The sequence below is a fragment of the Salegentibacter chungangensis genome (assembly GCF_042678405.1).
Taxonomy (GTDB): domain Bacteria; phylum Bacteroidota; class Bacteroidia; order Flavobacteriales; family Flavobacteriaceae; genus Salegentibacter_A; species Salegentibacter_A chungangensis.
The window spans coordinates 617,902-629,997 of record NZ_JBHTLI010000001.1; the positions used below are offsets into that span (position 1 = coordinate 617,902).

Annotated in this window: 17 protein-coding genes; 8 read left to right on the forward strand and 9 right to left on the reverse strand. The window is 42.7% G+C overall.

Going from position 1 to position 12,096, the window contains the following annotated elements; all coding sequences use genetic code 11:
• Window positions 1-30 precede the first annotated feature (30 nt).
• A complete protein-coding gene (locus ACFQ3Q_RS02695) occupies window positions 31-654 on the forward strand; it encodes a carbonic anhydrase family protein (protein ID WP_380742661.1) in 624 nt (207 codons plus the stop codon).
• A 61-nt stretch (window positions 655-715) separates the two neighbouring features.
• On the opposite strand, the gene ACFQ3Q_RS02700 is transcribed toward ACFQ3Q_RS02695, so the two are convergent.
• Window positions 716-1,237, reverse strand: a complete 522-nt coding sequence (locus ACFQ3Q_RS02700) for a CvpA family protein (RefSeq protein ID WP_380742663.1) — start codon at window positions 1,235-1,237, stop codon at window positions 716-718.
• Window positions 1,238-1,283: 46 nt separating this feature from the next.
• Here ACFQ3Q_RS02700 and ACFQ3Q_RS02705 point away from each other — a divergent pair, with 46 nt between their 5' ends.
• The 5 genes from ACFQ3Q_RS02705 (at window position 1,284) to ACFQ3Q_RS02725 (ending at window position 4,016) form a co-directional block, all read left to right on the forward strand.
• Window positions 1,284-1,640, forward strand: coding sequence for a hypothetical protein (locus tag ACFQ3Q_RS02705; RefSeq protein WP_380742664.1), 357 nt, complete (start codon window positions 1,284-1,286; stop codon window positions 1,638-1,640).
• Window positions 1,641-2,324 (forward strand): hypothetical protein, encoded by a 684-nt coding sequence (locus ACFQ3Q_RS02710; RefSeq protein WP_380742666.1) that lies wholly within the window; start codon window positions 1,641-1,643, stop codon window positions 2,322-2,324. It abuts the gene before it with no gap.
• 104 nt (window positions 2,325-2,428) lie between these two features.
• Window positions 2,429-3,448, forward strand: a complete 1,020-nt coding sequence (gene pheS, locus ACFQ3Q_RS02715) for a phenylalanine--tRNA ligase subunit alpha (RefSeq protein ID WP_380742668.1) — start codon at window positions 2,429-2,431, stop codon at window positions 3,446-3,448.
• Window positions 3,448-3,624: a hypothetical protein gene (locus ACFQ3Q_RS02720; protein WP_380742670.1), complete on the forward strand. Its 177-nt coding sequence runs from the start codon at window positions 3,448-3,450 to the stop codon at window positions 3,622-3,624. The genes pheS and ACFQ3Q_RS02720 overlap by 1 nt, the downstream gene beginning before the upstream one ends.
• Window positions 3,621-4,016 carry a hypothetical protein gene (locus ACFQ3Q_RS02725; protein WP_380742672.1) on the forward strand — a complete coding sequence of 132 codons (396 nt, stop codon included), beginning with the start codon at window positions 3,621-3,623 and terminating at the stop codon, window positions 4,014-4,016. Before ACFQ3Q_RS02720 ends, ACFQ3Q_RS02725 begins: the two co-directional genes overlap by 4 nt.
• A gap of 3 nt (window positions 4,017-4,019) precedes the next feature.
• Here the strand turns inward: ACFQ3Q_RS02725 and ACFQ3Q_RS02730 are convergent, their stop codons facing one another.
• Complete coding sequence (locus ACFQ3Q_RS02730; RefSeq protein WP_380742674.1) at window positions 4,020-5,015, reverse strand: NAD(P)H-dependent glycerol-3-phosphate dehydrogenase; 996 nt, start codon at window positions 5,013-5,015, stop codon at window positions 4,020-4,022.
• Between the two features lie 356 nt (window positions 5,016-5,371).
• Here ACFQ3Q_RS02730 and lysM point away from each other — a divergent pair, with 356 nt between their 5' ends.
• Window positions 5,372-5,869 (forward strand): peptidoglycan-binding protein LysM, encoded by a 498-nt coding sequence (gene lysM / locus ACFQ3Q_RS02735; protein WP_380742676.1) that lies wholly within the window; start codon window positions 5,372-5,374, stop codon window positions 5,867-5,869.
• A 141-nt stretch (window positions 5,870-6,010) separates the two neighbouring features.
• On the opposite strand, the gene nadD is transcribed toward lysM, so the two are convergent.
• The 5 genes from nadD to ACFQ3Q_RS02760 form a co-directional block, all read right to left on the reverse strand.
• Window positions 6,011-6,595, reverse strand: coding sequence for a nicotinate (nicotinamide) nucleotide adenylyltransferase (gene nadD, locus ACFQ3Q_RS02740; protein WP_380742678.1), 585 nt, complete (start codon window positions 6,593-6,595; stop codon window positions 6,011-6,013).
• A 1-nt stretch (window position 6,596) separates the two neighbouring features.
• Complete coding sequence (gene gmk, locus ACFQ3Q_RS02745) at window positions 6,597-7,181, reverse strand: guanylate kinase (RefSeq protein WP_380742680.1); 585 nt, start codon at window positions 7,179-7,181, stop codon at window positions 6,597-6,599.
• Entirely contained in the window at window positions 7,182-8,039 is an 858-nt protein-coding gene (locus ACFQ3Q_RS02750; protein WP_380742682.1) for a YicC/YloC family endoribonuclease, read from the reverse strand. It lies immediately after the preceding gene.
• 128 nt (window positions 8,040-8,167) lie between these two features.
• Window positions 8,168-9,007, reverse strand: a complete 840-nt coding sequence (locus ACFQ3Q_RS02755; protein ID WP_380742684.1) for a DUF1206 domain-containing protein — start codon at window positions 9,005-9,007, stop codon at window positions 8,168-8,170.
• A gap of 105 nt (window positions 9,008-9,112) precedes the next feature.
• Complete coding sequence (locus tag ACFQ3Q_RS02760) at window positions 9,113-10,078, reverse strand: YheT family hydrolase (protein ID WP_380742686.1); 966 nt, start codon at window positions 10,076-10,078, stop codon at window positions 9,113-9,115.
• An 81-nt stretch (window positions 10,079-10,159) separates the two neighbouring features.
• On the opposite strand from ACFQ3Q_RS02760, the gene ACFQ3Q_RS02765 reads away from it, so the two are divergent.
• Window positions 10,160-10,648 carry an acyl-CoA thioesterase gene (locus ACFQ3Q_RS02765; RefSeq protein ID WP_380742688.1) on the forward strand — a complete coding sequence of 163 codons (489 nt, stop codon included), beginning with the start codon at window positions 10,160-10,162 and terminating at the stop codon, window positions 10,646-10,648.
• Window positions 10,649-10,804: 156 nt separating this feature from the next.
• Here ACFQ3Q_RS02765 and ACFQ3Q_RS02770 read toward each other — a convergent pair whose 3' ends face one another.
• Both ACFQ3Q_RS02770 and ACFQ3Q_RS02775 read right to left on the reverse strand, forming a co-directional pair.
• Window positions 10,805-11,704, reverse strand: coding sequence for a DMT family transporter (locus ACFQ3Q_RS02770; RefSeq protein WP_380742690.1), 900 nt, complete (start codon window positions 11,702-11,704; stop codon window positions 10,805-10,807).
• Window positions 11,697-12,050, reverse strand: coding sequence for an arsenate reductase family protein (locus ACFQ3Q_RS02775; RefSeq protein ID WP_380742691.1), 354 nt, complete (start codon window positions 12,048-12,050; stop codon window positions 11,697-11,699). The genes ACFQ3Q_RS02770 and ACFQ3Q_RS02775 overlap by 8 nt, the downstream gene beginning before the upstream one ends.
• Between the last annotated feature and the right edge of the window lie 46 nt (window positions 12,051-12,096).

Here is a 12,096-nt window from a genome sequence, read left to right on the forward strand (position 1 = left end):
GAAGGCTCTCTTATAAAAACACATATAATTATGATTACTGAAATTATTGATAAAGAAAAGCAGTCAAAATTAAACCCGGAAGAAGTGCTAAAAGAGCTGATGGCAGGAAACCAGCGTTTCACCCAGGCTAAAATGCACGAAAGAGATTACTCCAGCCAGATCGAAAAGACCAAAGGCGGGCAGTGGCCACAGGCAGTGGTCTTGAGCTGTATAGATTCCAGAGTCCCGGTAGAGACCGTGTTCGATCAGGGAGTTGGAGACATCTTTGTTGCGCGTGTGGCAGGGAACTTTGAGAATACCGATATTCTTGGAAGTATGGAGTATTCCTGCAAAGTAGCCGGCAGTAAACTGGTAATGGTACTGGGTCACGAAGGCTGTGGTGCGGTGAAGGCTGCCTGCGACCACGTGGAGCTTGGAAATATCACGCATTTGCTGAAGAATATAGAGCCTGCAGTGGAAGCGACAAAGACCGATGGTGAGAGATCTTCTAAGAACGATTCTTTCGTAGCCGATGTTGTTGAAAACAACGTGAAACTAAGTATTGAAAGGATCAGGGAAAAAAGCCCGATCTTAAAAGAAATGGAGAAGAACGGGGAGATCAAGATAGTTGGTGGCGTATATTCCATCACAACAGGAAAGGTGACTTTACTGTAAATTCAGAAAAAGCTATAAATAGCAGAGATCCGGCATTGGAAGAATCCAGTGTCGGATTTTTTTATGTGTTGTCCTCACTTTCAAGAATGTCCCGCTCTTTTACTTCTTTCAAAATAGATGGTAAAAAGATGGGGGCTATCACTTCTACAGGTTCATAAAGTACAGATTGTTCCAGGGTCTGGTCTTCAATAATTCCGGCGGTCTCATTAGCTTCTTTAAAGAACATAATGATCACACTGGTCACAAAAGCCACTTTCAGTATACCGAAAATTGCACCAAGCATTTTATTAACCACCCCTAAAGCCGCAAAACCTGCGATCTTGGTGAGGACCTTTCCGGCCAGAGAGATAAGGAAAACGATTATGATAAAAGTAACGGCAAAAGCCAGGAGATTAACATATTCGGGGTTCCAGTCCAGGTTGTTAATAAGAAAATCGCTGGTGAGATGGGAGAAATGAATGGCACCGTAGATACCGGCCACAATCCCTACAAGTGAAGCAATTTCGGCCAAAAGACCTCTTAAAAAACCCCTTACCAGTCCGTAAACAAGAATCAGGGCAAGAACAATATCTACAGTATTCATATTTCAAATATAGTAAAATCAATAAGTAAGATATTATCTTTGCAATATGGCAAGAGATGAACAACTAAAAGAACGCTGGACGATGCTTCAAAAGAAGCTGTCAGACCAGTTTGCAGACGGAGATTTAATGGATCTGGATGCCATTATTTATATGATTGGAGTACAGGAACTGGGGCAGGTACACCGCCGCTTCAAAAAGGATCATAAGATAGACCTGATGCATATTGCAATATGCAGACTGCTGGAACCTTATGGTTACTATGAATTCGATTATTTTGATGATGACGGCTGGCCACATTATAAGGTGATGGATCAGTTGCCTACTTTAAAGGCGGGAGAACAGTCGGTTTTAATGAAAGAAGCTATCGTACAATATTTCCTTGAAAAGGAGTATATTTCATAGATGAATGCCTTGTTATTATTAGCTTCTTTCCCCAACGACAGTGGGCCTATTTATCAGGAAACCCTTCAGGGCAGGTTTCCCGTAGAGCCTTTTAATACTTTTAGCAATTTTTTCTTCCTGGCGATCGTTATTTATTTTTCGTTCAAGGTATATAAGGACTTTTCCAGGCATAGATTTTTAGGTTTTAGCCTGCCGATATTGCTGATAGGTTTTACCGGGGGAACTATTTATCACGCGACCAGAAGCCACGAAATATGGCTCCTGCTGGACTGGGTGCCTATCCTGGTGCTTTGCCTGGCGGTTTCAGTGTATTTTACCCTTAGGGTCAATCTGAAAAGAAGGTATAAGTCTTTATTGATCGCGATAGTCCTGTTACTTGTTTTTGGAATAAGGCTTATTCCGTTCCCGAGTAACCTGGAGATCTCGGTGAATTACATCGGTACAGCGCTGGGCTTATTGCTTCCGATGTTCACCTATATCTACCGAACCCATTTCAGGCATTCCAGACTGGTGCTGCTGGCTATTCTTAGTTTCAGCCTGGCACTGGCCTTCCGCCTGCTGGACCGGCTGGTCTATTTCCTTCCTATGGGCAGTCACTGGCTATGGCATAGTTTCGGGGCACTTTCGGTGTTTTTCATTATTTATTATATCTATCTCGATAAAACCGAAATTAAGTCTGCCTGAGCCTGAAATGGCCCGTACAACACCCTGTTCTTAATAAGCAGATAAAATGACCGGTTTAGGCGTAATTTTTTTTAAATTTGCCCCTCTGTAAAGAAAATCATCCTATGATCGATAAAATAAAGGGGCATATTGCTGATGTTAAGGCATTTAATGCTGCGACTCAGGAGGAAATTGAAGCCTTCAGAATTAAATATTTGGGAAAAAAAGGGCTCCTGAACGAGTTTTTTGCCGAGTTCAAAAATGTACCGAACGAGCAGAAAAAGGATTTCGGAAAGGCAGTAAATGACCTGAAGACTGCTGCTCAGGATAAAGTTGCTTCTTTAAAAGAAGCTCTGGAGAGCAAAATGGAAGAGAAAGGGGTTTATGGCGATCTTTCCCGTCCTGCGGAACCGGTGGAGATTGGTTCCAGACACCCGATTTCTATAGTGAAGAACCAAATTATCGAGATCTTCTCGAATATTGGTTTCAATGTTTCTGAAGGGCCGGAGATCGAGGATGACTGGCATAATTTTACAGCGCTTAACCTGCCCGAGTATCATCCGGCAAGGGATATGCAGGACACCTTCTTTATCCAGACAGATCCGGATATCCTGCTTCGTACCCATACCTCTTCGGTGCAGGTGCGTTATATGGAAAATAACAAACCGCCAATCCGTACCATTTCTCCCGGAAGAGTATTCAGGAATGAGGCTATCTCGGCCAGGTCACACTGTTTATTTCATCAGGTGGAAGGTCTTTATATAGATAAGGATGTTTCTTTTGCCGACCTGAAGCAAACCCTGCTATATTTTACCAAACAGCTCTTCGGAAAATCCAAGATCAGGTTGCGGCCTTCTTACTTCCCTTTTACTGAGCCAAGTGCAGAGGTAGATGTTTACTGGGGGCTTGAAACCGAAACCGATTACCGGATCACTAAAGGTACCGGCTGGCTTGAAATTATGGGCTGCGGAATGGTGGATCCTAATGTGCTTAAGAATTGCGGGATAGACCCTAAAGAATATTCAGGATTCGCATTCGGAATGGGGATAGAGCGCATCGCTATGCTGCTATACCAGATTGGAGATATACGTATGTTCTATGAGAACGATGTGCGCTTCCTGGAGCAGTTTAAATCATCCCTCTAATGAAAAAGACAGGCTTCATTATCCTTGCTGCTCTGATACTTGGGGCCATCTTATACCTCACTTTTGTGCTTGCGGTCATAAAGCTGCTGCTTGGAATAATATTATTGCTCGCAGCCGGGATCGTATTGTGGTTCATCTGGAATAAAATAAAAGATAAAGTAGAAGACAAGTTTTGAAAAAGGATATCGAAATACCTAAGGTGGAAGGCGTATATGTGGCCGCGGTAAAGGAATTCAATAAAGATTTTGGAGCTGAAGAATGGAATGCCTACCTGATAAACGACAGTGAGACTGCCCTGGAAACCGTTCTTATTGTTACCCGCGGATATGATGGCCGGAAGCAAACCTCTACGATGAGGCATAAACTTGAAAAACTTCCCGTAAGCTCTTTCGCCAAGATCGAATTCCTTCAGGAAGATGTGCTTGCGCTGAACAATGAATTCTGGATCACATTTTTCAGAGATGGGAAAATGTTTGAGAAAAAATTCGTCTTTCGCAAGAACAGCATCAATGAAAAAGCAGTTCAGGACCTGCCTGTAATTCCGAAAAAAGGAGTCCTTGTAAAATAGACTCTAGTCCATCTTATCGGCAAGCTTCTTCATTACCTTTTTAGGGTTCTTACCTTCATATAAAATGCCGTAAACAGCGTTTATAATAGGGGTTTTGGCTTTAACCTCTTTGTTGATCTTGTAGGCGCTTTCGGTAGCGTAATAACCTTCGGCGATCATACTCATTTCCATTTGCGCACTTTTAACGGTGTAGCCTTTACCTATCATATTTCCGAACATCCGGTTGCGGCTAAAGATAGAGTAGCCGGTAACAAGGAGGTCGCCCAGGTATGCCGAATCGTTGATGTTGCGTTTCATCTTATGTACTTTCTTGATGAACTTCTTCATCTCCCGAATAGCATTACTCATCAAAACGCTCTGGAAGTTATCTCCGTAACCAAGCCCGTGAGCAATCCCGGCGGCAATGGCGTAAATGTTCTTAAGCATAGCGGCATATTCGGTACCGGTAACATCGTCACTTATCTTACATTTTATATAATCGCTGGCAAGATGGTCAGCCATAATCTTCGCCCTTTCCTCGTCGGTACAGGCAATGGTGATATAGGATAGTCTTTCCAGGGCCACCTCTTCAGCGTGACAGGGGCCAGTGATCACCCCAATATTTTCCGGGGGAATATTATAGAATTTTTCAAAATGTTCCCCGACAATAAGGCTGCTTTCGGGAACTATACCTTTAATGGCCGAGAAGATCATTTTATCTTCTAAAGAGACCTTTAAGCCGTCCAGTTCTCTTTTTAGAAAGGCTGAAGGAATGGCGAATATTAAATAATCTGCCGCAGCTATGGTTTTATTGATATCGCTGCTTAATTCCAGCTGGTTCACATCAAACTCAACTGAACTAAGGTAATTGGGGTTGTGTTCCTGTTTTTTTATATGCTCAATTGCATAAACACTTCGCATATACCAATGCACGGTATCTACATTTTCACAAAGCATTTTTACAATAGCGGTAGCCCAACTTCCGCCACCAATAACGGCGAACTTAGGTGATTTCTCCATATATCCTGATTTCTGTAGCCAAAAATAAACAAAATTATAAGGATATGAGGTTTCTTCCCGTTTTAAGCTCCCTTCCTGAGAATAATTCAAATAAAGTCGCCGAATTTTAACATTAATAATCAGGGATTATTGACAATTTACAGGTTTTCTGCCCGTTGTAGAACTGTTCTTCTTTGGTTACAGAGAAGATTCTTAGTTTTCTTGGTTGGTTATTTAGTTTGAAGCCGCCTCATTGGTTTTTTAGTTACCGATGTGGCGGCTTCGCTTATTTAAACTCTAACAAAACTTTAGGAAATGGGTGTTTGACAAACACCCCGGTTTGCGTAACTTACTCGAACCAATCATTTTAATTGTCAATGGGACTATTTTCATTCATTAAAGAAGCAGGCTCTAAAGTATTAGGATTTGGAAAGAATATTACTGAAGAGGCTTCTGAAAAAAACGAAAAGAGAGCACAGGAAGAACAGGATAAAAATGAAAGAGTTGCCAGGAAACTGGAGCATACCATACATGACCTGGATCTTAAGATAGATGAGCTAAGTATCCATATAGAAGATGATATGGCGGTAGTTTCAGGCAAAGCAGGAGACCAGGCGAACCGTGAGAAGATAATTCTTGCAGTTGGAAACACTGAAGGGATCTCACAGGTAGATGACAGGATGGACGTGGAGGATGGAGAGCCTGAAGCCGTTTTTCATACTGTTGAAACGGGAGATGATCTCGAAAAAATAGCCGGAAAACATTATGGAGATCCTGCAAAGTATAAGCTGATCTTTGAGGCGAATAAGCCGATGCTTAAGGACCCGAAGAAGATCTATCCCGGCCAGGTGTTAAGGATTCCTCCCGAAGAATAAAAAGATAAATCAGAGACTGTTTAGAAGTCGTGAGAGGACTAAATTGAGAGCAGTCGACGTTCTTTAGCTTGTAGTTCCACAATGAAAAAAGTAGGATCAATCAGCTAAACCGAGTTCTCAAAAAAGATTTTTAAACAGTCTTTATTTATAGAAGTTCATACGGTCCATATACTCCCATACCTTGTCGTTCAGTAAAGGCCGAACATTCTTCCCTTCCTTTACCGCTTTTCTTATGGCTGTTGAAGAGATCTCCATTCGCGGGGCAGCAACTCTGGTGATCCCCGGGTGATCTTTGAATTCATTTTTCACAGTCCCGCCACTCATTCTTGGGTACACGTATAGCTGATGGTTTTCCAGGATCACCTCGTAATTCTTCCATTTATGAAAGCTTTTCAGGTTATCTTCTCCCATAATAAGACAGAATTCATTGGTGGGATGTTTTTCCTGAAGATGAGCCAGGGTTTTTACCGTATAATTAGGCTGTTCAAGGCCAAATTCTATGTTGCTGGGGCTTAGTTTCTCGTAATTCTCGCAGGCCAGGTACACCATTTCCAGGCGGTGATGATCTTCCAGAAGACTGGATTTCTTTTTATGCGGATTATGCGGTGTTACCACCATCCATACCTCCTCAAGATCGGAATATTCTACCATATGATTGGCAATAATGAGGTGGCCAACGTGTATGGGATTAAAGGTCCCGAAGAAAAGTCCGATCTTTTTATTCATCCTAAGATTTTTCGTTTACTCCAATATAACTGGCAACCAGGTTATAAGATTCCTCCAGTGCCTTATCAAGATTGTTGTTTTCAATAATGTAATCGAACTGAGGAGCGGTAGCAAGCTCAATAGAAGCCTTTGCCACACGCATATTGATCTTGTCCGGAGTCTCGGTCTTACGCTTTTTTAGACGGATCTTGAGTTCCTCGATGCTGGGTGGTTTTACAAAAACGGCAAGAGTTCTTTCCGGGTATATATTCTTGATGTCCAGCCCGCCAACAACGTCAATGTCAAAAATAACGTGTTTACCTTCAGCCCAGATTCTTTCTACTTCACTTTTAAGCGTGCCGTAGAAGTTATCGCGATAAACTTCTTCCCACTCCAGGAATTCATCATTTTTTATCTTTTGTTTGAATTCTTTAAGGGAAAGGAAATAATAGTCTTTTCCGTTAATCTCACCTCCTCTTGGTTCCCGTGAGGTTGCTGAAATTGAGAATTCCAGGTTCAGTTCCTTTTGTTTCAGTAAATGCTGTACTATTGTGGTTTTTCCTGAGCCCGATGGCGCGGAAAAGACGATCAGTTTACCCTGGTCCATTTAAAGTACGTTTAAAAGTTGTTCTTTTATTTTTTCAAGCTCATCCTTCATCTGCACCACCAGCTGCTGCATAGGGGCGTAATTAGATTTACTGCCAATGGTGTTTATTTCACGTCCCATTTCCTGAGATATAAAAGCCAGCTTTCTCCCGTTGGAGTCGTCACTGTTAATACTTTTGGTAAAATAATCAAGGTGATTTTCAAGCCTTACCTTTTCTTCGGTAATATCGAATTTCTCTATATAGTAAACCAGTTCCTGTTCAAAACGGTTTTCGTCTACATTCTCTTTTATCTCCTCTATTCCCTTTTTCAGTCGCTCTCTTACATTATCGATCCTGTCCGGGTCTATTCTTATAACCTCTTCAAGCAGGCTCATAATGTTGGAAACCCTTAAGTTCAGGTCTTTTTCAAGCGCTTTTCCTTCCTCAGACCTGAAGTTGTTGATCTCTTCCAGGGCTTCGGTTACGGCTTCTTCAATCGCTTTGAATTCAGATTCGTCTATTTCATCTCTTTCCGTCTTCAGCGCATCTGGCATTCTCACTGCCATTTTCAGCAATTCGGTTTCGTCTCCGTCTACGATCTCCTTTAACTGCTCCATATATTTCTTTACCACGCCGGGATTTACCGAAGCTGAGGTTTCCTCACCTGTAATCTCCACATAAAGAGAAAAATCAACCTTTCCGCGGGTCAGGGCCTTAGAGATGATCTTGCGAAGTACCAGTTCCTTTTCCCTGTACTGTGAAGGGATTCGGGCGTTAAGATCAAAATTCTTGCTGTTAAGCGATTTGATCTCTACGGTGATCTTTTTAGCGGGAAGTTGTGTAACGCTTTTCCCAAAGCCTGTCATGGATTGAATCATGCTTGATTTTTAAAAGGTTGCGCAAAGATAATCAATTCTATAGCAGTGCAAAGTTAGCAATAAGCTAATTTGTGTCCGGTAATTTGAAGAAAGTCCTCAGTTTTCAGGAAATGTAAAGAAGACTTGGATTAATGCAGCCGTGTAAGGTTAGCGTGCCTGGCAACCATAATATTGAAAATGCCATAACCAATGAGCCCCAGTGAAACTGCGCCCAGAAGAAAGGAGCCATAGGAGAAGCTCAGTAAATACTGCATTGCCGCTTCAGTCCCTTTATAGGCATCGGCATTGTGCTGAAGCATTACTTTTACAAGAAATAATGAAATGATCCCGAATACCACGCCCCGGGCCACATATCCCATTCTCCCTGCTTTCCGGATAAAATCGTATTCATTTTTTATACTGGGGTAATTATCTATTTTCTTCATAAACTTGGCACTATAGGCAAGCGAAAACTGCCAGATGGCCTGAGCCCCTACCACAAATGCAACTCCCCAGATAAGGATCTCTCCCCAGCTGTGTGAAAGCATCTCCCATAGCGCAGCTTTTTTATCCGGCTCTTCTTCAGATGGCGATTCCGGATCACCAAACACCGCAGACAGGAGGGGTTCAGCAAAAGAATAGGCGATAAAAGCATAGAAAATAGCTGAATAAAAATACCGAAACCTCTTGAAGCCTGTTTCGATGTCTCCTTTGTCACCGCTATTTGAGCGGTGTGGCCTGATGAGCATTTGATAAAGCCGCCAGAGAACATAGGCGGTAAGTCCAAGGGCGACCACTCCCACCAGGGCTTTCCCCAACGGAAGCTGTAAGAGAAAATTGATTACCCCCTCGGTACTGGCAATATCACCACCCAGGCCTAAGGCAGCCATAAAAGTAAGCCCTCCAAGGATCAGGTATACCATACCTTTCGTGAAGAAACCGGCTGATCGTATTTTTGCTATGTTTCCAGTATTGACCTTAGTATTCATAAAAATATGATAATAATCTAAATTAGGCTTAAATGAAACGAGAAGAATATCTTTTAACCTCTATTTAGCACTTAGGATGAAATTCGGGATTTAGAGTTAGGAAATTTAAAGCTGGGACATTGCGAAATCTATGGCTCTTTTTTCGTGGTAAAATTCTTCATTATCCAGTACGAATCCAACGTGCCCGCCGCAGGAAGGTATTTCCAGGTGCAGGTATCCTGAATTGCCGGCCTGTTTTATGGGGTATGCTGAATTTGGCAAAAATGTATCGTCTTTGGCGCTAATGATAAGGGTGGGGATTTTAATGTTTTCCAAGAACTGCCCGCAGCTGTTCTTCTCGTAATATTCATCTGCATTTTTAAAGCCGTGAGCTTTAGAAGTATAAAGATCGTCTATATCCCTTAATGATTTGCAGGCTGAAACTTGTTTTTTTGAGATCCTGTCCGGAAATTTTTCAGCACGGGCGTTAAGGTGTTCCTTCAGTTTAAGTTCAAAGCGTTTTGAATACACAAAATTGCGCATCCTGTTTATCGCCCCCAGGGAACCTGCCAGGTCACAGGGCACAGATATCGCCACAGCCGATTTGATCTCCTCAGGGATGGTCCGGTTTTCTCCCAGGTATTTCAACATCATATTTCCGCCAAGGCTGAAACCCGCCAGGCTGATGTTTTCGTAATTCCCGGTAGCCATCAGGTGAGTGACCACTTCCGCAAGATCATCTGAAGCTCCCGCATGATAACTCCTGTAAAACCGGTTTAATTCCTCACTGCAACCACGAAAATTCATCGCTACAGCATCCCAGCCCTTTTTATTGAAGGTTCTGGCCATCCCTTTCATATAGGGTCGTTCAGCACTTCCCGCTAAACCGTGAAGAAGGATCACAACTTTTTTGCTTCTTCCTTGCGAGGTAAAGCTCCAGTCGAGATCCAGAAAATCCCCATCACTGATCTCGATTCTTTCACGTTTATAGGCCGGCAGGTCTACCTTTCGCAGGGTTGCCGCATAAACGGTGTTAACATCGGCACTTTTAAAGATACCTTTAGGCTGATATGTTGCTTCTAAAATCGGCATAGGGACAATGATATATAAACTTAACCAAAATCCATTATGCGTGCACAATATTTATATTAGTTTTATGGAAAAATTGTAGTTATGTATACAAAAGAATTTGAGATTCGCTGGAGCGATATAGATGCCAATCGTCACCTTGGTAATACGGCCTATGTGAATTTTATGAGTCATACCAGAATGGCCTTTTTAATGGAGAACGGCTTTGGCCATAAGGAAATGGCCAGGCACAATATTGGCCCCGTGGTTTTTTATGAACACGTATATTATTTTAAGGAGGTTTTTGCCGGTAAACCCGTGACGGTGAGCCTGGAGTTAAAAGGTCTTTCTAAAGACGGGATGTATTTTGAATTCCTGCATAACTTCTACGACCACAAAGGGAAAAATGTTGCCAGTTGTGAGATGATGGGTGCCTGGATAGACCTGAAAGAGCGTAAGCTTACTGCACTTCCGCAGGCCTTATTTGAAAACCTGAACAGCCTTGATCATACCGAAGATTTCAGGGAACTTACCAAAGAAGATACCCGTAAATTCGGAAAGCGCCCTAAGGATATGAATATGAAGGAAGTGTAGCAACTTTCGTAGTCTTGTAAAAGCACAAGCGATCATAAAGATTTTGATCTCCTGTGCTTTTTTATTTCTCAGACTCTTCTTTTATCCCTGCATCTTATGCTTATTTTCTATTGTTAAGCTGATAAGCAAGTGCTTTGGAAGGAAAGTCTCAGGAACTTAAGAGTTTCTGATCTGGGTTTTCTTTTTGGTCACCATATATACCCCGGCGAATACCAGTAATCCTGCGGAGACCTTGACAAGGTTCAGGGTGTCGGCGCCGGTAGCAACGGCATAAGCGATCGCGATAAGCGGCTGCAGGTAGATAAAAGCGCTAATAGTGGAAGCCGATAATTGCTTGAGGGCGTAAACGTTAAGCAGATAAGTCATAAAGGTGGTGCCCAGAACCACGAATACCATTTTCCAGGCTGCATTAAAAGGCAGGTTCAGCCAGTCCACCTCGGTGAATTCGCCAATGGTGATCGGGAAATTGATGAAAACAGCAATGGTGAACAGCCATTTCATCAGGGTAAAGGGATGGTATTTTGCCGTAAGGGGTTTTACCAGGATGAGGTAAAGCCCGTAGGAAAAGGCGTTAACTATAAAGAGAATATTTCCGAGGGGAATATTTGGGGCGCTATGGCTGCTTTCAGCGCTAAAGAGCACCAGCACAAGTGCGCCGGCAAGTCCCACGATAATTCCGATACTTTTTAAAAGAGTGATGCGCTCCCTTATAAGCACCGATGCAAGTACCAGTACCATTACCGGGGAAAGCGTTACGATCACCGAGCTGTTGATGGGGGTAGAAAGGCTTAAGCCTTTAAAGAAAAAAAGCATATTGATCGCCATACCAAATACGGCACATCCCAGGATCCTTGGCCAGTCAGATCTTGCGATCTTTTCTTTAGGCCCCAGAAAACTGATGGCCCAGAAAAGTATAGCTGCTCCAAAAACCCTGAGAAAAATAAATCCCAAAGGTTCAATGTGGGTTGGCATTACACCTTTGGCAAGCGTGTGGTTTACTCCATAAATGGCGCTGGCTACAATGGCTGCCAGGATCGCAAGCGCCCTGCTACTCATTTATGGATTCTTTGGCAGAGGCTACCGTTTTCTTGGAATTCCCGATGAAGATCTCGTCGTTATTGATGATCACCGGGCGCTTTAAGAAGGTATAGTGTTCCAGGATCAGGCTTTTATACTGATCTTCGGAAAGTTCTTTTTTGTTGAGTTCCCTTTCGCGATAAAGCCTGGCACGTTTGCTGAAAAGCGCTTCGTAACTTCCCGCCAGTTCTTTCATTTCTTCCAGCTGATTCTCAGTGATCTCTTCTTCCTTTATATCCTGAAGGATGAAAGAAGACGGAGGGTCCAGCTCTTTCAGGATTCGCTTACAGGTGTCGCAGGTGGAAAGATGATAGATTTTCTTCATGACCTAAGTGATTTTAGCATTGCAAAAGTAAAGACTTTGATCCTGC

Bases quoted from the DNA above. Each gene is read 5' to 3' on its own strand.
- ACFQ3Q_RS02695 (WP_380742661.1), top strand. From the start codon at position 31: ATGATTACTGAAATTATTGATAAAGAAAAGCAGTCAAAATTAAACCCG.
- ACFQ3Q_RS02700 (WP_380742663.1), bottom strand. From the start codon at position 1,237: ATGAATACTGTAGATATTGTTCTTGCCCTGATTCTTGTTTACGGACTG.
- ACFQ3Q_RS02705 (WP_380742664.1), top strand. From the start codon at position 1,284: ATGGCAAGAGATGAACAACTAAAAGAACGCTGGACGATGCTTCAAAAG.
- ACFQ3Q_RS02710 (WP_380742666.1), top strand. From the start codon at position 1,641: ATGAATGCCTTGTTATTATTAGCTTCTTTCCCCAACGACAGTGGGCCT.
- pheS (WP_380742668.1), top strand. From the start codon at position 2,429: ATGATCGATAAAATAAAGGGGCATATTGCTGATGTTAAGGCATTTAAT.
- ACFQ3Q_RS02720 (WP_380742670.1), top strand. From the start codon at position 3,448: ATGAAAAAGACAGGCTTCATTATCCTTGCTGCTCTGATACTTGGGGCC.
- ACFQ3Q_RS02730 (WP_380742674.1), bottom strand. From the start codon at position 5,015: ATGGAGAAATCACCTAAGTTCGCCGTTATTGGTGGCGGAAGTTGGGCT.
- lysM (WP_380742676.1), top strand. From the start codon at position 5,372: ATGGGACTATTTTCATTCATTAAAGAAGCAGGCTCTAAAGTATTAGGA.
- nadD (WP_380742678.1), bottom strand. From the start codon at position 6,595: ATGAATAAAAAGATCGGACTTTTCTTCGGGACCTTTAATCCCATACAC.
- gmk (WP_380742680.1), bottom strand. From the start codon at position 7,181: ATGGACCAGGGTAAACTGATCGTCTTTTCCGCGCCATCGGGCTCAGGA.
- ACFQ3Q_RS02750 (WP_380742682.1), bottom strand. From the start codon at position 8,039: ATGATTCAATCCATGACAGGCTTTGGGAAAAGCGTTACACAACTTCCC.
- ACFQ3Q_RS02755 (WP_380742684.1), bottom strand. From the start codon at position 9,007: ATGAATACTAAGGTCAATACTGGAAACATAGCAAAAATACGATCAGCC.
- ACFQ3Q_RS02760 (WP_380742686.1), bottom strand. From the start codon at position 10,078: ATGCCGATTTTAGAAGCAACATATCAGCCTAAAGGTATCTTTAAAAGT.
- ACFQ3Q_RS02765 (WP_380742688.1), top strand. From the start codon at position 10,160: ATGTATACAAAAGAATTTGAGATTCGCTGGAGCGATATAGATGCCAAT.
- ACFQ3Q_RS02770 (WP_380742690.1), bottom strand. From the start codon at position 11,704: ATGAGTAGCAGGGCGCTTGCGATCCTGGCAGCCATTGTAGCCAGCGCC.
- ACFQ3Q_RS02775 (WP_380742691.1), bottom strand. From the start codon at position 12,050: ATGAAGAAAATCTATCATCTTTCCACCTGCGACACCTGTAAGCGAATC.